Below are 16,348 nucleotides of genomic sequence, written 5' to 3'. Positions count from 1 at the left end.
GCGAAGGGCGTCAACGTCGACGCTCGTTCCACGGGAAAGAAAACAGGAAGCCGCGCCACGCAGGGAATACATGGAACGGGAAGAGGCCGGCATTTTCCCAGGTCCCAGCAATACGCGCGGCAAATCCGGCCTTGGCGGCGGCCGAGAACCGCCGCCCAAGTGCGGCGCGAGCCAGTCAGGCTCATTTAATAAACATACTTACGATATAGATGTTTATGAAAATCGACCCTTCCAAACGCTTCAGCTTTCTGGTCAACCAGGTGGCCAAGCTGCACGGCGCCCACTTCGACCGGCTGGCCCGGGAACGGATGGGTCTGTCCCTGGCGCAATGCCGATTGCTCTGGGCGCTGGCACATCCCGAGCAGCCCGAGCCGTTGTCGCAGGCTGCCGTGGCCCAAAGCCTGGAAACCAGCGCCATGGCCGTCGCCACGCTCTGTGACCGCATGGAGGCCGGTGGCTGGATCCGGCGCGAGCCCTCGCCCAATGACCGCCGCGTCAAACTCATTCACGCCACGCCCCGCGCCCTCGATGCCATGGACCAGGCCCTCGCCATCAGCGACGAGGTGCTGGCCCATGGTCTCGTCACCCTCAGCGCCGACGAGCAGGCCCAGCTCCTGGCACTCCTGGCCAAGGCCCGCGAGGGCCTGCTGGCCTGGCAACCCGAGGCGGTGCCGGCTTCGCTGCACGACGGCGGCGCGACCCGCGGCCCCGAGGAGACCGCCCCATGACCCCCACCCCCCAGAACCCCGTGCCCCACCGCGGCATGATCACCGTCTCGATCATGCTGGCGACGATCATGCAGGCACTGGACACCACCATCGCCAACGTCGCCCTGCCCCACATGCAGGGCAGCCTGCAGGCCTCGCAGGACCAGATCACCTGGGTGCTGACCTCGTACATCGTCGCGGCAGCCATCACCCTGCCTCTGACCGGCTGGTTCTGCGGCCGGTGGGGCCGGCGGCGGGTGTTTCTGGTGTCGGTGGTGGGCTTCACGGTGGCGTCGGCGCTGTGCGGCATCGCGGGCTCGCTGGTCGAGATCGTCGGCGCGCGACTGCTTCAGGGCGTCTTCGGGGCGGCCCTGGTGCCGCTGTCGCAGGCCGTGCTGCTCGACATCAACCCGCGCGAGAAGGTGGGCCAGGCCATGGCCATCTGGGGCGCGGGCATCATGATCGGCCCCATCCTGGGCCCGCTGCTGGGCGGATGGCTGACGGATCAGCTGGACTGGCGCTGGGTGTTCTTCATCAACCTGCCGGTGGGCATCGTGGCCTTCTGGGGCATCGCACGCTACCTGCCCGAGAGCCGGCCAAAGTCCGAGAAGCTCGACGTGTTCGGCTTCGCGACGCTCAGCCTGGGCATCGGCCTGCTGCAGCTCTTCCTGGACCGCGGGGAGCAACTGGACTGGTTCGACTCGTGGGAAATCCGTCTGGAGGCGGTCGGCGCCGTGGTCGCCCTCGCCTTCTTCGCCGTCCACACCTGGACCGTGCAGGGCGTGAGCTTTCTCAACCGCGACCTGCTGAAGGACCGCAACTTCGTCACCGGCCAGTTCTTCGCGTTCGTCGTCGGCATCATCCTGTTCGCGACCACCTCGCTGCTGCCCAACTTCCTGCAGGGGCTGATGGGCTATCCGGTCGTCTATACCGGCGCGGTCACAGCGCCCCGCGGGGTGGGAACGATGATCGCCATGATCGTGGTCGGGCGGTTGGTCCACCGGATCGACGTGCGCGCCATCATGGCCGCCGGCTTCGGCCTGACGGCCTTCTCGCTGTGGCAGATGACGCGCTTCACGCCGGACATGGACAGCACGCTGATCGTCACCTCGGGCTTCATCCAGGGCCTTGGCATCGGCTTCACCTTCGTGCCGCTGTCGACGGCCACCTTTGCCACGCTGCCGGCGCGGCTGCGCAACCAGGGCACTCCGATCTTCAGCCTCCTGCGCAACATCGGCAGCAGCGTCGGCATTTCGGTGGTGCAGACGCTGCTCACAGAAGGCTCGGGCCGAGCGCATGCCAATCTGGCCGCGCTGGTGTCGCCGGGCAACCAGGGGCTGCTGGCGCTGCCACCGGCCATGGACCTGGGCACCCAGACCGGCCTGGCCGTCCTGAACGCCGAGGTCACGCGCCAGGCGACCATGGTGGCCTACCTCGACGACTTCTGGATCATGATGGTGCTGACCGCGGTGACCATCCCGTTGCTCCTGCTCATCCGCAGGCCACCCAAGGCCGCGGGCGGCTCGGCCGAGATTCCGCACTGACCGTTCGGGACCGCAGCGCTCAGCCGAACTGCCCGAACGAAGTGCGCAGCCCCTGGTAGTCGGTAGGCCCACTGTTTTCCGGCGGATGGCCGTACAGCGCCAGCCAGCCGGCAATGCTGGGCAAGCGCTTCTCGAAGTAGCGATGCAACTGGTGCCAGTCGCCCTGCGGGGTGTGGCTGGCCACCATCTCCAGCCCTTCCACCGCCATGGCCCGCAGGCTGGTCACCATGGCCAGGCCCGAGCCGTCGATCTGCTGCAGGCTCACTTCGCGGCCCTGTGCCAGCACCTCCTGCAGAACACGCCGATGCACGGCAAAGTCGGCCCAGGCGCGCTTGATGCAGGCGTCGCTGAGCTCACGGAACACCCAATGCATGTTGGCGGCAAAGAGCGTCGCCACCTGCTCCGCCTGGCGCGCGGCCTGCCGACCCGCCACATACTGCAGGCGCAGCGCCAGACACAACGCCACCAGTACCGACGCCGCCTGGACCCACGCCGCCCATTCCCCGGAGGTTCGCGGCGGCGCGATCCACAACGCCGCCGTCGCACCGGCCAGAAGGCCGCCGATCCCGACGCAAGGAAGCCAACGAAACGCTACACCGCTTTTCATGCCGCCAATCCTAGGCGCCGAAGTCACTTCAAAGGTAGCGAAAACTTCACAATTAGAAACACGTTTCGCAACCAAACTGCAGTTATTAACAAATCCGGGCGTCCCGCAAGGGCCGATTCCTACAGGACGACGGGATGGGGCTCCCTACGTTCACAACTCCAGCTGACCTGCTACACCTTCCGGTGCCGGGCCGGCGCACGACCTCTGGAGACCCCATGAAGCCTTTCGCCCTGACCCCGGACATGCTGTCGACCCTCGGCAAGACCTTCTATCCGACCGGGCACGCACTGCTGATGTTCCGGGATGCCGAGGCGGCACGGGCTGCGGCAGAGGCCCTCGCCCAGGGCGGCGTGGCCAGCGACGACATCGCATTCGTTCCTGCCGAGGCCATCACTGGACCGATCGGCGCCACGGCATCGGACGCCGACGATCCGCTGCCCTCCCCCGGCACCGAAGGCGCGACCGTTCGCGCCTACGTGCGCCTGGCCCGCGAGGGCCATGCCGGCCTGCTGGTGCGCACCGAGGACGACGAGGATGTCGAGCGGATCCGCAGCCTGCTGCGCGAGAACCCCTTCGTGATGGGACAGCGTTACCGCGCGTTGGTCATCGAGGACCTATGACGCCGCCGCCGGCACCGGTGGCAGCGCCCGGCGGAGTACGTCGCCCGCCATGGCCTGGGCGAGTTCATGCTCTCCCAGATAGACCGTCGCCGCCAGTTCCTGCCGCAGCAGTTGCGCCTCGTCCTCGTTGTGGCTGCGCAGGACGACCTCCACTTCGGGATTGAGCGCGCGGGCCGTGTCGATCATCTGACGCACGTTCAGTGGATCGGCGATGGCCACCACCAACACCCGCGCCCGCGCGATGTGGGCCTGGATGAGCACGGACGGCTCCGCCGCATCGCCCCAGACCGCCGCACTGCCTTCCTCGCGCAGCCGCTCGATCAGCTCGCGGTTCTGGTCCGCCACCACGAAGGGGATGTCGTGGGCGCGAAGCTGCGCCGCAATGCGCCGGCCAACGCGGCCATAGCCCACCAGCACCACCTGCCGTGAAAGGTAGCGCGCCGCCGTGGTCGCGGGCAGTTCCGCCAGCGGGTCGTCGCGCGCCTCCAGCCGCCGGGCCAGCGAGGAATGCAGCCGCAACCAGTTCAGGATCGGCTGGATGGCGCTGAACCACAGCGGATTGGTCGCGATGGACACCAGCGCCCCGGCCAACACCAGGCTCTGCGCCTCCGGCGGCAGCAGTTCCATGCGCAGGCCCAGCGCCAGCAGGATGAAGGAGAACTCACCGATCTGCGCCAGGCTGGCACTTACCGTCAGCGCGGTCGCCAGCGGATAGCGGAAGGCGAGCACGAGCAGGCAGGCCGCCACCGACTTGCCCACCACGATCACCAGCACGACGGCCAGCACCTGCAGCGGACGGCTGAGCAGGACGCCGGGATCGAACAGCATGCCCACCGACACGAAGAACAGCACGGCGAAGGCATCGCGCAGCGGCAGCGATTCCTCCGCCGCCCGGTGGCTGAACTCGGACTCGCGCATCACCATGCCGGCAAAAAAAGCGCCCAGCGCAAAGGAGACGCCGAACAAGGAAGCCGACGCAAACGCGATGCTCACCGCCGCCGCCACCACGCACAACGTGAACAGCTCGCGCGAGCCGGTGTGCGTGACCTGCCACAACAGCCAGGGAAAGACGCGGCGGCCCACGATCAGCATCAGTGCGACGAAGCCACCGACCTGCAGCAGCGTGACGCCCAGCGTGCGGGCCAGCGACGCCATGGAGCCATCGCTGCCCTCCTCGGCACGGCCACCCAGCACCTGCGCCAGCGGTGGCAGCAGCACCAGCACCAGCACCATCGCCAGGTCCTCCACCACCAGCCAGCCGACGGCGATGCGGCCGGTGTGGGTGTCCAGGATGCCCAGGCTTTCGAGCGCCCGCAGCAGCACCACCGTGCTGGCCACCGACAGCGCCAGCCCGAAGACCAGTGCCGCCCCGAGGCTCCAGCCCCACCACAGCGCCAGAAGCCCACCCATGCAGGTGGCGGCCACGATCTGCACCAGCGCGCCCGGCAGCGCGATGCGCCGCACCTGCAGCAGGTCGTCCAGCGAGAAATGCAGGCCCACCCCGAACATCAACAGCATCACGCCGATCTCGGCCAGTTGCGAGGCGATGTCGGCATCGGCCACGAAGCCGGGGGTGAAGGGCCCGATGATCACGCCGGCGAGCAGGTAACCCACCAGCGCCGGCAACCTCAGACGGGTGGCGATGAATCCGAGGGCGAGTGCCAGCCCCAGGGCGGCTGCGATCGTGCTGATGAGGGAGGCGCCATGGTGCATCGACCCATTTTGCAGGACGCCGCCGGGCGCACCGCGACGCCGGGCTTTGCCTGGCCCCGGAAGCGCGAAGCCCGCGCAAGGCGGGCTTCGACGTGCCCCGGCGGCGCCGGGGCGGATGGGCACACGGCCCTGCTCAGTGCATGTGCAGGCCGCCGTTGACCGGGAAGTCGGCGCCCGTCGAATAGCCGCCTTCGCTGGAGGCCAGCCAGGAGATGATCGAGGCGATCTCGCTCGGCTCGCCCAGGCGCTTGACCGGGATGGTGCCGACGATCTTGTCCAGCACTTCCTGACGGATGGCCTTGACCATGTCGGTGCCGATGTAGCCCGGGCTCACGGTGTTGACCGTCACGCCCTTGGTGGCAAGTTCCTGCGCCAGCGCCATCGTGAAGCCGTGCATGCCGGCCTTGGCGGCCGAGTAGTTGGTCTGCCCGGCCTGGCCCTTGGCGCCGTTGACCGAGCTGATGTTGATGATGCGGCCCCAGCCCTTCTCAACCATGTCGCCCACCACCTGCTTGGTGACGTTGAACATGCTGTTGAGGTTGGTCTCGATGACGGCATTCCAGTCGTCGGGCGTCATCTTCACGAACATGCGGTCGCGGGTGATGCCGGCGTTGTTGACCAGCACATCGATGCTGCCGTGCTCGGCCTTGGCCTTGGAGAACGCCTCCACCGTCGACTCCCAGTTGCCGACGTTGCCGACGGAAGCGTGGAACTCGAAGCCTTCTTCCTTCTGCTCCGCAAGCCACTTGCTGAAATCGCGGGTCGGCCCGCAACCGGCGATCACCGTGAATCCATCCTGATGCAGGCGGCGGCAGATTGCGGTTCCGATGCCTCCCATGCCTCCGGTGACGTAAGCGACTTTCTTGCTCATTCCTGTGCTTTCCTTGGGTTGATCCGGCTTCCTTGCCGGCTTGGTCACTTTAGCGACATTTCTCCAGGTTTCAGTGGCATGGCCCCTCTAAAGAGATGAGGACAAACCGCAGGTCCAACCCAGGCAAGCAACGGCGTGCACACCCTCCGTGCATGCAAAAGCCCCGCCGGGCACATCGTGCACCACGGCGGGGCCTTGGCGAGAGACAGGACGATGTCTGGGCGCGCCGGTCAGCGGCGGCGCTGACGCTGGAAGAGCAGCGCCAGAAACACCAGCCCGAAGACGACGAAGCACAGGAAGGACCAGTTGGCGATCGACAGGCCCAGGAAGGTCCAGTCGATCTGCGAGCAGTCGCCGCTGCCGCGGAAGATCATGGGCACGACGCGCTGCAGCGGGAAGGTCTCGATCATTCCGTAGATGTCACGGCCGCAGCTCGCGAATTCCGGCGGATGCCATTGCAGCCAGCTCTGCCGCGCGGCAGTGAAGGCGCCACCCGCCGCGAAGACCAAGGCCACGAAGCCCCAGAACTTGCGCAATCCACTGCCGCCGGTGGCGGCCGCCAGGGCGCTGAATACCGCCACCAGGATCAGCGCATAGCGCTGGACGATGCACATGGGACAGGGCTCGAGCCCCACCACATGCTGCAGGTACATCCCAAATGCCAGCATGGCCACGCAGGCCGCGGCGATGAGCCCGTGAATGCGCCGGGGCGCGTCGAAGAGTTGGTTCAAATCCCTGATCCTTGGTCGACGAAGACGCGGGCCCGGCGCGGGCTCGCGACCACCGTGTCGCCCTCGCGCAGACCCAACTCGCGGAACTGCTGGGCAGGAATCTGCACCTCGATCACGGTTCCACCTCCGGGATTATCCGGATTCGTTTCCACCGGTTCGAGTTCCATCCGCGCGATCGGACCGACCACGATGGCACGGGTGAGGCGCGCGACGATGCCGTGCGCCTGCGCCTGGCCGGCCGCATATGGCGCGATGTCGAAGTCGTGCGGACGCACATAGGCCAGCGCCTTGGCGTCCTGAACACGGTCTGCCTCCGTCGCAGCAAAGCGCATGCCCTGCTGCAGCTCGACCTCGCCCTCGTGGGCCCGGCCGTGGAACAGGTTCACGTCGCCCAGGAAGCCGTAGACGAAGGGGCTGGCCGGATGGTCCCAGACCTCCTGCGGCGAGCCGACCTGCTCGATGTGGCCACTGTTCATCAGCACCACGCGGTCGGCCACCTCCAGCGCCTCCTCCTGGTCGTGCGTCACGAAGATGGAGGTGACATGCAGCTCGTCGTGCAGCCGGCGCAGCCAGCGGCGAAGTTCCTTGCGCACCTTGGCATCCAGCGCGCCGAAGGGCTCGTCCAGCAGCAGCACCTTGGGCTCCACCGCCAGCGCACGCGCCAGGGCGATGCGCTGGCGCTGGCCGCCCGACAGCTGGGCCGGGTAGCGGTCGGCCAGCCAGTCCAGCTGGACCAGCTTGAGCAGGTCCAGCACCTTGGCCTTGATCTGCGCCTCGCTGGGCCGATCCCGGCGGGGGCGGATGCGCAGGCCGAAGGCGACGTTGTCGAACACCGTCATGTGGCGGAACAGCGCGTAGTGCTGGAAGACGAAGCCCACCTGCCGCTCGCGCACGTGCACGTCGGTGGTGTCCTCGCCGCTGAACAGGATGCTGCCGGTGTCGGCGGTTTCCAGGCCCGCGATGATGCGCAGCAGCGTGGTCTTGCCGCAGCCCGAGGGCCCCAGCAGCGCGAACAGCTCGCCCGAATCGATGTTCAGGCTGACGTCGCGCAGCGCATGGAAGTCGCCGAAGCGCTTGCTGACGTTGCGGATTTCGATGCTCATGGTTTGGCTAACTCTTGTTCTGTTCGGGCGCCCGCCACGCGGGCGGCGGGCCACTCTGGAAGGCGGACTCAGGCGGTGGGCGCCGGCCGCTCGGGTGGCAGTTCGGCCAGGGCCTTCATCTCCCGCTCGTGGCGCCACTCGGCCACCGTCTTGATCACCAGCGTGACCAGGGCCAGCACCGCCAGCAGCGAGGCCACGGCGAAGGCGGCGACGGACTGGTACTCGTTGTAGAGCACTTCCACGTGCAGCGGCATGGTGTTGGTCTGGCCGCGGATGTGGCCCGAGACCACCGACACCGCACCGAACTCGCCCATGGCCCGTGCGTTGCACAGGATCACGCCGTACAGCAGGCCCCACTTGATGTTGGGCAGCGTCACGTGCCAGAAGGTCTGCCAGCCGTTCGCGCCCAGCACGATGGCGGCCTGCTCCTCCTCGGTGCCCTGCGCCTGCATCAGCGGGATCAGCTCCCGCGCGATGAAGGGGAAGGTCACGAACACGGTCGCCAGCACGATGCCGGGCACGGCGAAGATGATCTTGATGTTGTGCTCGGACAGCCACGGCCCCAGCCAGCCCTGCGCGCCGAACACCAGCACGTAGATCAGGCCGGCGACGACGGGCGAGACGGCAAAGGGCAGGTCCACCAGCGTCGTGAGGAAGGCCTTGCCCTTGAACTCGTACTTGGCGATGGCCCAGGCCGCCGCCACGCCGAACACCAGGTTCAGCGGCACCGAGACGGCCGCCACGATCAGCGTCAGCTCGATGGCGGACCAGGCATCCGGCTCCTTCAGCGCTTCCACATAGGCACCCCAACCCTTGCGCAGCGCCTCGGTGGCGACGGCAGCCAGCGGCAGCACCAGGAAGAAGAACATGAAGACCAGCGCCAGGCCGATCAGCGTCCAGCGCACGGCGGGGGACTCGGTGGTCCCCGCGCGCTCCCGGCCGCTGCCGGCGCGCATTCCGGTCGCACCACTCATTTGAATGCCTCCGCGCTGCGCGCTACGGCGCGAGCGCCCTTCGGGGCGGCCGTGCGCGTGCTCATGCCGACACCCCCCGCTTGCGCTGCCAGGCCTGCAGCGCGTTGATGACCAGCAGCATCAGGAAGGAGAAGACCAGCATCACCAGCGCCACGGCGGTGGCACCCTGGTAGTCGTACTGCTCCAGCTTGCCGATGATGATGAGCGGCGTGATCTCGGAAATCATGGGCATGTTGCCGGCGATGAAGATGACGGAGCCGTACTCGCCGATGGCGCGGGCGAAGGCCATGGCGAAGCCGGTGAGCAGCGCCGGCGTGATCGAGGGCAGGATCACCAGCCGGAAGGTCTGCCAGCGCGTGGCGCCGAGCGAGGTGGCGGCTTCTTCCAGCTCCTTCTCGGTGTCTTCCAGCACCGGCTGAACCGTGCGCACCACGAAGGGCAGGCCGATGAAGATCAGCGCGATCACCACGCCGGCCGGCGTGAAGGCGAGCTTGATGCCCAGCGGCTCCAGGTACTGGCCGATCCAGCCGTTGCCGGCGAGCAGCGCGGTGAGCGAAATGCCGGCGACGGCGGTGGGCAGCGCGAACGGCAGGTCCACCAGCGCGTCGACGAGCTTCTTGCCCGGAAACTTGTAGCGCACGAGCACCCAGGCCACCAGCAGGCCGGCGAACAGGTTGACCAGCGCGGCCAGGAAGGAGGCGCCGAAGGTGAGCCGGTACGAAGCCAGCACCCGCGGCGCCGTGACGGCCACCCAGAACTGATCCCAGCTCATGGTGAAGGTCTTGAAGACCAGCGTGCTGAGCGGAATCAGCACGATCAGGCACAGATAGAAGATCGTGTACCCGAGCGTCAGGTGAAAGCCCGGCAGCACCCGCTTGGCACCGCCGGCCCTTGAACGTGAAACCGGCGCTGCCGGGGTCGGCAGCGCCGGTGAGGTCACACCAGCCATGGAATCAGCGCGCGCCGGGGGTGTAGAGCTTGTCGAACTGGCCACCGTCGTTGAAGTGCACCTTCTGCGCTTCGCCCAGGCTGCCGAAGAGCTCCTGCACCGTGAACAGCTGCAGCGGCTTGAAGGTGTCGGCATGCTTCTTCAGCACGGCCGGCGAACGCGGGCGCAGCGCATGCTTGGCGGCAATTTCCTGCGCCTCGTCCGAGTACAGGTAGTTCAGGTAGGCCTTGGCCAGTTCGCCGGTGCCCTTCTTGGCGACCGTGCGCTCGACCACCGCCACCGGGTTCTCGGCCAGGATGCTGATGCTCGGATAGACGGCATCCACTTTGCCGGTGCCGAAGTCGCGGTCGATGGAGACCACCTCGGACTCGAAGGTGATCAGCACGTCGCCGATGCTGCGCTGCAGGAAGGCCGTGGTGGCATCGCGGCCGCCGCGGGCCAGCACCGGCACGTTCTTGAACAGCTTGCCGACGAATTCGGCAGCCTGGGCGTCGGTGCCGCCCTTCTTCTTCACGTAGCCCCAGGCGGCCAGATAGGCATAGCGGCCATTGCCACCCGTCTTGGGATTGACGACCACGACCTGCACGCCGGGCTTGATCAGGTCGTCCCAATCCTTGATGCCCTTGGGGTTGCCGTTGCGCACCAGGAACAGCATGGTCGAGGTGGTGGGCGAGGCGTTGTCGGGGAACTTCTTGGTCCAGTCCTTGGCCACGACGCCCCTGTCGGCCAGGAAGTCGATGTCCGTGCTGGTGTTCATCGTCACCACGTCGGCGTCGAGCCCGTCGGCCACCGAGCGGGCCTGGGCGCTGGATCCGCCGTGCGATTGGTCGATCTTCACGTCCTTGCCCGTGGTCTTCTTGTAGTGCGCGACGAAGGCAGCGTTGTAGTCCTTGTAGAACTCGCGGGCCACGTCGTACGACGCGTTCAGCAGCTGGTTCTGGGCGAAGGCATTGCCGGCGAAGGCCGAAGCGGCCACCGTCAGGGCCGCGGCGAAGGTCTTGATCTTGGAATTCATAAGGTCGCGGAGTGTTGCACGGAAGACCGGTCCCCGGCCGTCAGACGGCTGGGGGCATCGGTCAGGGATTCGAGCAGCGCCAGGCCGAGCGGCCAGTCGCCGTGGCCCGAATCCACGTTGATGTGGCCCGCATTCTGGATGCGGACGAATTCGCTGCCCCAGGCCCGGGCATAGGCACCGGCCAGGCGCACCGGGCAGAAGGGGTCGGTGGTGCTGGCCACGACGATGCTGCGGTAGGGCAGGCGCGCGTAAGGAACGGGGGCGAAGTCGACCAGCGCGGCCCGGCGCTCCGGATCGGCCGGCGCCACCAGCAGCGCGCCCTCGACGCGGGCCGCGGCCTCGGCGCCCAGGTGACTGGTCGCGATGCAGCCCAGGCTGTGCGCCGCGATCACCACCGGCTCGGGCCGCGACAGGATCAGCTGCTCCAGCGTGCCGACCCAGGCCTCACGCCGGGGCGACACCCAGTCGTCCTGAACCACGCGCTCGGCGTCCTGCAGGCGCTCGGCCCACAGGCTCTGCCAGTGGCCAGGACCAGAGTCGCGCCAGCCCGGCACGATGATGATGCGCTGTGTCATGGCCGCGGGCGGCTCACTTGTTGGGCTGCGGCGTCACGCGCAGATAGGGCCGCACGGCGTTCCAGCCCTTCGGGAAGCGGGCCTTCAGCTCTTCGGGGTCCTGGATGCTGGGCACGATCACGACGTCGTCGCCGTCCTTCCAGTTGGCGGGTGTCGCCACCTTGTGGCTATCGGTGAGCTGCAGCGAGTCGATCACGCGCAGGATCTCGTCGAAGTTGCGACCCGTGCTCGCCGGGTAGGTGATGGTGGCGCGCACCACCTTCTTGGGGTCGATGATGAACACGCTGCGCACCGTGGCGGTGGCCGAGGCGTTCGGGTGGATCAGGTCGTACAGCTCGGCCACCTTGCGATCGGCGTCGGCCAGGATCGGGAAGTTGACGGTGGTGTTCTGCGTCTCGTTGATGTCGCCGATCCATTCCTTGTGCTTGTCCGCCGGATCGACGCTGATGGCGATGGGCTTGACGCCGCGCTTGGCGAATTCGCCGCCCAGCGCCGCGGTCTTGCCCAGCTCGGTGGTGCACACCGGCGTGAAGTCGGCGGGGTGCGAGAACAGCACCACCCAGGCATCGCCCGCCCAGTCGTAGAAATGGAGCGCGCCCTCGGAGGAATCCTGGGTGAAGTCGGGGGCGGTGTCACCGAGTCGCAGCGTGGCCATGGCGTGATCCTTTGTCAGGTGGAAGCAAGGGAGTCTGGATTCTGAAGACAAGCGCTTCGATCACAAACGAATATCTCCTTGTTTGGTTATGCGATCCCGACCATAAGCATCACTCCGACGCTGGAAGACCCGGGCCGGCCCTGCGCAGCCGGCGTCAGGCCAGCGGACTGCGCTCGGGCGGCTCGGCCAGCACCTCGCCGAGGAAGTCCAGCACCGCCCGGACCGCGGGGACCAGCGCTCGGCGCGGCGTGAACATGGCATGCACGAGGCCGGGCGGCGGCTGCCAGTCGGGCAACACCGACTGCAGCCGGCCCGCTTGCATGGCTTCGCGGCAGAGGTAGTCGGGCAGGAAGCCGATGCCCACGCCCTGCTCCACCGCGAAGCTGAGCGTCAGCAGGTCGTTCGCCAGGTAGCGCGGCGTCTGCATCAGCAGATGGGTGGCACCGCCCGGGCCCTGCAGCAGCGTGCCGGCGCGGGCATCCGCGGCCGACATCGCGACGCATTCCACCTGCTCCAGCGATTCGGGATGCGTCAGCGGCCCGTGCCGCGCCAGCAAGGCTGGCGTGCCGACCAGGAGCAACTTGCTGCGGCCGAACACGCGGGATGCGAGCGTGGCGCTGTTCTCGACCTCGTTGCGCACGCGCAGTGCGACGTCCACGCCCTCTTCCACCGGATCCACCGGCCGGTTCACCACCCGCATCTCCAGCTGCACGCCGGGATGGCGACTAAAGAATTCCGGCAGCGCCGGGCCCACGTTGCTCTGCGCCAGCGTGACCGGGCAGCTCAGTCGCACCAGGCCTCGCGGCTCCTTGCGCACCTGGGCTACTTCGGCAGCGCCGGCCTCGGCGGCCTCGCGCACGGCGATGCAGTGGCGCAGATAGACCTCGCCGGCGGGCGTGAGCGACAGCCGGCGCGTGCTGCGCTGGAGCAGTTGGACGCCAAGCGAGGCCTCCAGCTGTGCAATGCGGCGCGACAGGCGCGATTTGGGCACGTCCAGCGCGCGGCTGGCGGCGCTGAAGCCGCCGCGCTCCACCACTTCGGCAAAGAAAACCAGGTCGTTGAGGTCCTGTACTGGGCTCATTGTTCCATCGAAAGAACGAATGGTCCCGATTTTGGCGACTTATCGTCCCGTTGTCCCAGTTTTAGACTTCTTTCATCGCTCGAATCCGTCGGGCCCGTCTCTCTCAGGAGTGAACAACATGAAACTGCTGCACATCGATTCCAGCGTCCTCGGCGCCAATTCCGTCTCCCGCCTCCTCACGGCCGAAGTGGTCCGCGACTGGGTGGCCGCCCATCCCGGTACCGAGGTGGACTATCTGGACTTGGCGGCCAACGCCCCGGCCCACTTCGGTGCCGACGCCCTGGGCGTGAAGGTCGGCGCCGAGCCGACCACCGAGGCGCAGAAGCAGGAGAACGCGGTCTCCGAAGCGCTGGTCAGCCAGTTCCTGGCTGCCGACGTGATCGTCGTGGGCGCACCGCTGTACAACTTCTCGATCCCCAGCCAGCTCAAGGCCTGGATCGACCGTCTGGCCCAGCCCGGCCGCACATTCAAGTACACCGAGAAGGGCCCGCAGGGCCTGGCCACCGGCAAGACGGCGATCGTCGTTTCCACCCGCGGCGGCCAGTACTCCACCTCCGAAGCCGGCCAGGCGGCCGAGCACCAGGAAAGCTACCTGAAGGTGGTGTTCGGCTTCTTCGGCATCACCGACGTGCGCTTCGTGCGCGCCGAAGGCCTGGCCATGGGCGAAGCAGCACGCGCCGCAGCACTGGAGGCCGCCCGTGCCTCGATCCCGGCCGCGGCCGGCGCCGCGGTCGCCGCCTGAGGCCGACGCCGCGCGCATGGCGCGGCGCCAACCAGCAACAAGAGGGTCCTGCGGGACCCTCTTTTCATGGGGCGAACGGCGCCAGCCCGCCTCAGGCTTCAGCCAGTTCAGCGCCGCCGGGTGCCGCGACCTGCGTACCCAGACCCAGCTCCGCCCGCATCCGCTTCGCTGCGGCGACCATGTTGGCCAGGGCGGCCTCGGTCTCCGGCCAGCCCCGGGTCTTGAGGCCGCAGTCGGGATTGACCCACAGATGGCCCGGCGGCACCACGTCGGCGGCCTTGCGCAACAGGCGCAGCATCTCCTCGACCGGCGGCACGCGCGGCGAGTGGATGTCGTACACGCCCGGGCCGATCTCGTTGGGATAGCGCATCGCCCCATCCCCGCCGAAGCCGCGCAGCAACTCCATGTCGGAGCGGCTGGTCTCGATGGTGATGACGTCGGCGTCCAGTGCGGCAATCTCCGCCAGGATGTCGTTGAACTCGGAGTAGCACATGTGGGTGTGGATCTGCGTGTCGTCGCGCACGCCCGAGGCGCACAGGCGGAAGGCGCGGCCGGCCCAGTCCAGGTAGGCCTTCCAGCCGGCGCGGCGCAGCGGCAGGCCTTCGCGGAAGGCCGGCTCGTCGATCTGGATCATGCCGATGCCGGCGCGCTCCAGGTCGCACACCTCGTCGCGCAGTGCCCAGGCGATCTGCTCGCAGGTGAGGCTGCGCGGCTGGTCGTCGCGCACGAAGGCCCACTGCAGCATCGTGACCGGCCCGGTGAGCATGCCCTTCATCGGCCGCCGCGTGAGGCTCTGCGCATGGGCGGTCCATTCGACCGTCATGGCCGCGGGCCGGGCCACGTCGCCATAGATGAGCGGCGGCTTGACGCAGCGCGAGCCATAGGACTGCACCCAGCCGTTGGCCGTGAAGGCATAGCCGTCCAGCTGCTCGCCGAAGTACTCGACCATGTCGTTGCGCTCCGGCTCGCCGTGCACCAGCACGTCCAGGTCCAACGATTCCTGGGCCCTCACCACGCGGGCGATTTCATCGCGCATGGCCTGGGCATAGGCTTCGGCCGACAGCGCGCCGCGCCGATGTGCCGCCCGCTGCGCCCGGATGACGCCGGTCTGCGGAAAGGAGCCGATGGTGGTGGTGGGCAACGGCGGCAGCGCGAAGCGGCGCCGCTGGGTCGCCTGCCGCTGCGCGAAGGGCGCGGCGCGGCGGTCGTCGCCGTCCACCCGGCGCGCGAGGCGCAGGGCGACGTCGGCCCGCCGGACCCGCGGGCTGTGGCGACGGCTGGCGATGGCGGCACGCGCTTCGGCCAGGGCGGGCTCGATGTCGGCATCGCCGGCCAGCGCCCGGCGCAGCAGTTGCAGCTCTTCCAGCTTCTCGCAGGCGAAGGCCAGCCAGCTGCGCAGTTCGGCATCCAGTCCCTGCTCGGCCTGCAGCCCGAAGGGCACATGCAGCAACGAGCACGAGGGCGCCAGCCACAGCTCGCCCCGGTGCTTGGCGGCCACGGGCTTCAGCCGGCCGAGCGCCGCGTCCAGCTCGGTGCGCCAGATGTTGCGGCCGTCCACGATGCCGACCGACAGCACCTTGTGCGCGGGCAGCCAGTCGGCCACGCCGGTGAGCTCCTCGGGCGCCCGCACGGCGTCCACATGCAGCCCGGCCACCGGCAGCTGGCAGGCCAGACGCAGGTTCTCCTGCAGCGGCGAGAAATAGGTCGCCAGCAGCAGCCGCGGCGCGTTGCGCGCGATCTGCCAGTAGCTGCGCTCGAAGCTCTGCCGCCAGGACTCGGGCAGGTCCAGACCCAGGATAGGCTCGTCGATCTGCACCCACTCCACACCCTGCGCCTTCAGCCGCGCCAGCACCTGTTCGTAGACAGGCAGCAGCGCGTCGAGCAGGGACAGCCGGTCGAAGCCCGGGGCCTTCTCCTTGCCCAGCCACAGGAAGCTCAGCGGCCCCAGCAGCACCACCTTGACCGGATGGCCCAGCGCCTGCGCCTGGGCCACCTCGTCGAACAGGCGTTCGCTGGCGATGCCGCCGAACACGGTCGCCGGGCCGAACTCGGGGACGAGGTAGTGGTAGTTGGTGTCGAACCACTTGGTCATCTCCAGCGCATGCGTGCCGGCCGCTTCGCCGGTGCGCACGCCGCGGGCCATGGCGAAGGCCCGGGCCAGCTCCGGCTCGTCGGCGGACAGGCCGAAGCGCTGCGGCTCGCAGCCGAGCAACTGGATGTGGTTGAGCACCTGGTCGTAGAAGGCGAAGTCGCCGACGGTGACGAAGTCCAGGCCGGCTTGGCGCTGGAGCGCCCAGTGACGTGCGCGCAGTTCGGCGCCGACGGCCTCCAGCGCGGCCGCGTCGATGTCGCCGCGCCAGTGGGCTTCGAGGGCGAACTTCAGTTCTCGGTGGGCGCCGATGCGCGGGAATCCCAGGATGTGTGTGCGAGTCATGCCGGCATCATCCCGGCGCGCCAACTA

At 68.1% G+C, this 16,348-nt stretch carries 16 protein-coding genes; 4 read left to right on the top strand and 12 right to left on the bottom strand.

The window, feature by feature from the left end; genetic code table 11:
• Positions 1–215: 215 nt before the first annotated feature.
• Entirely contained in the window at positions 216–728 is a 513-nt protein-coding gene (locus ABIC63_RS22920; RefSeq protein ID WP_354321498.1) for a MarR family winged helix-turn-helix transcriptional regulator, read from the top strand.
• Positions 725–2,251 (top strand): MDR family MFS transporter, encoded by a 1,527-nt coding sequence (locus tag ABIC63_RS22915; protein WP_354321497.1) that lies wholly within the window; start codon positions 725–727, stop codon positions 2,249–2,251. The genes ABIC63_RS22920 and ABIC63_RS22915 overlap by 4 nt, the downstream gene beginning before the upstream one ends.
• Before the next feature lie 19 nt (positions 2,252–2,270).
• Here the strand turns inward: ABIC63_RS22915 and ABIC63_RS22910 are convergent, their stop codons facing one another.
• Positions 2,271–2,933, bottom strand: coding sequence for a hypothetical protein (locus ABIC63_RS22910; RefSeq protein ID WP_170159441.1), 663 nt, complete (start codon positions 2,931–2,933; stop codon positions 2,271–2,273).
• 140 nt (positions 2,934–3,073) lie between these two features.
• On the opposite strand from ABIC63_RS22910, the gene ABIC63_RS22905 reads away from it, so the two are divergent.
• Positions 3,074–3,478, top strand: coding sequence for a hypothetical protein (locus ABIC63_RS22905; protein ID WP_234192119.1), 405 nt, complete (start codon positions 3,074–3,076; stop codon positions 3,476–3,478).
• Here ABIC63_RS22905 and ABIC63_RS22900 read toward each other — a convergent pair.
• The 10 genes from ABIC63_RS22900 to ABIC63_RS22855 all read right to left on the bottom strand — a co-directional run bounded on the left by ABIC63_RS22900 (position 3,473) and on the right by ABIC63_RS22855 (position 13,145).
• Positions 3,473–5,191, bottom strand: coding sequence for a cation:proton antiporter domain-containing protein (locus ABIC63_RS22900; RefSeq protein ID WP_354321496.1), 1,719 nt, complete (start codon positions 5,189–5,191; stop codon positions 3,473–3,475). The two genes, ABIC63_RS22905 and ABIC63_RS22900, sit on opposite strands and share 6 nt — an antisense overlap.
• Before the next feature lie 133 nt (positions 5,192–5,324).
• On the bottom strand, positions 5,325–6,062 hold the full coding sequence (gene phbB, locus ABIC63_RS22895; protein WP_017758534.1) for an acetoacetyl-CoA reductase: 738 nt from the start codon (positions 6,060–6,062) through the stop codon (positions 5,325–5,327).
• Between the two features lie 230 nt (positions 6,063–6,292).
• Positions 6,293–6,793 (bottom strand): disulfide bond formation protein B, encoded by a 501-nt coding sequence (locus tag ABIC63_RS22890; RefSeq protein WP_354321495.1) that lies wholly within the window; start codon positions 6,791–6,793, stop codon positions 6,293–6,295.
• Positions 6,790–7,896: a sulfate/molybdate ABC transporter ATP-binding protein gene (locus tag ABIC63_RS22885; RefSeq protein ID WP_017758532.1), complete on the bottom strand. Its 1,107-nt coding sequence runs from the start codon at positions 7,894–7,896 to the stop codon at positions 6,790–6,792. Before ABIC63_RS22885 ends, ABIC63_RS22890 begins: the two co-directional genes overlap by 4 nt.
• Before the next feature lie 68 nt (positions 7,897–7,964).
• Positions 7,965–8,870, bottom strand: coding sequence for a sulfate ABC transporter permease subunit CysW (cysW, locus tag ABIC63_RS22880; RefSeq protein ID WP_354321494.1), 906 nt, complete (start codon positions 8,868–8,870; stop codon positions 7,965–7,967).
• Between the two features lie 61 nt (positions 8,871–8,931).
• Positions 8,932–9,819 (bottom strand): sulfate ABC transporter permease subunit CysT, encoded by an 888-nt coding sequence (gene cysT / locus ABIC63_RS22875; protein ID WP_076509989.1) that lies wholly within the window; start codon positions 9,817–9,819, stop codon positions 8,932–8,934.
• Positions 9,820–9,823: 4 nt separating this feature from the next.
• Positions 9,824–10,834, bottom strand: coding sequence for a sulfate ABC transporter substrate-binding protein (locus ABIC63_RS22870; RefSeq protein WP_354321493.1), 1,011 nt, complete (start codon positions 10,832–10,834; stop codon positions 9,824–9,826).
• Entirely contained in the window at positions 10,831–11,409 is a 579-nt protein-coding gene (locus ABIC63_RS22865; protein ID WP_354321492.1) for an RBBP9/YdeN family alpha/beta hydrolase, read from the bottom strand. Before ABIC63_RS22865 ends, ABIC63_RS22870 begins: the two co-directional genes overlap by 4 nt.
• A gap of 13 nt (positions 11,410–11,422) precedes the next feature.
• A complete protein-coding gene (locus ABIC63_RS22860) occupies positions 11,423–12,064 on the bottom strand; it encodes a peroxiredoxin (RefSeq protein WP_294373963.1) in 642 nt (213 codons plus the stop codon).
• Positions 12,065–12,218: 154 nt separating this feature from the next.
• A complete protein-coding gene (locus ABIC63_RS22855) occupies positions 12,219–13,145 on the bottom strand; it encodes a LysR substrate-binding domain-containing protein (protein WP_354321491.1) in 927 nt (308 codons plus the stop codon).
• Between the two features lie 118 nt (positions 13,146–13,263).
• Between ABIC63_RS22855 and ABIC63_RS22850 the strand changes: the two genes are divergently transcribed.
• Entirely contained in the window at positions 13,264–13,887 is a 624-nt protein-coding gene (locus ABIC63_RS22850; RefSeq protein WP_294373970.1) for an FMN-dependent NADH-azoreductase, read from the top strand.
• A 91-nt stretch (positions 13,888–13,978) separates the two neighbouring features.
• Here the strand turns inward: ABIC63_RS22850 and metE are convergent, their stop codons facing one another.
• Complete coding sequence (metE, locus tag ABIC63_RS22845) at positions 13,979–16,321, bottom strand: 5-methyltetrahydropteroyltriglutamate--homocysteine S-methyltransferase (protein ID WP_354321490.1); 2,343 nt, start codon at positions 16,319–16,321, stop codon at positions 13,979–13,981.
• Between the last annotated feature and the right edge of the window lie 27 nt (positions 16,322–16,348).

Source organism: Pseudacidovorax sp. 1753, from assembly GCF_040544975.1.
GTDB lineage: Bacteria > Pseudomonadota > Gammaproteobacteria > Burkholderiales > Burkholderiaceae_C > Xenophilus.
The sequence above is the reverse complement of the archived record's forward strand: the minus strand, read 5'-3'. Positions and strand labels throughout refer to the sequence as shown.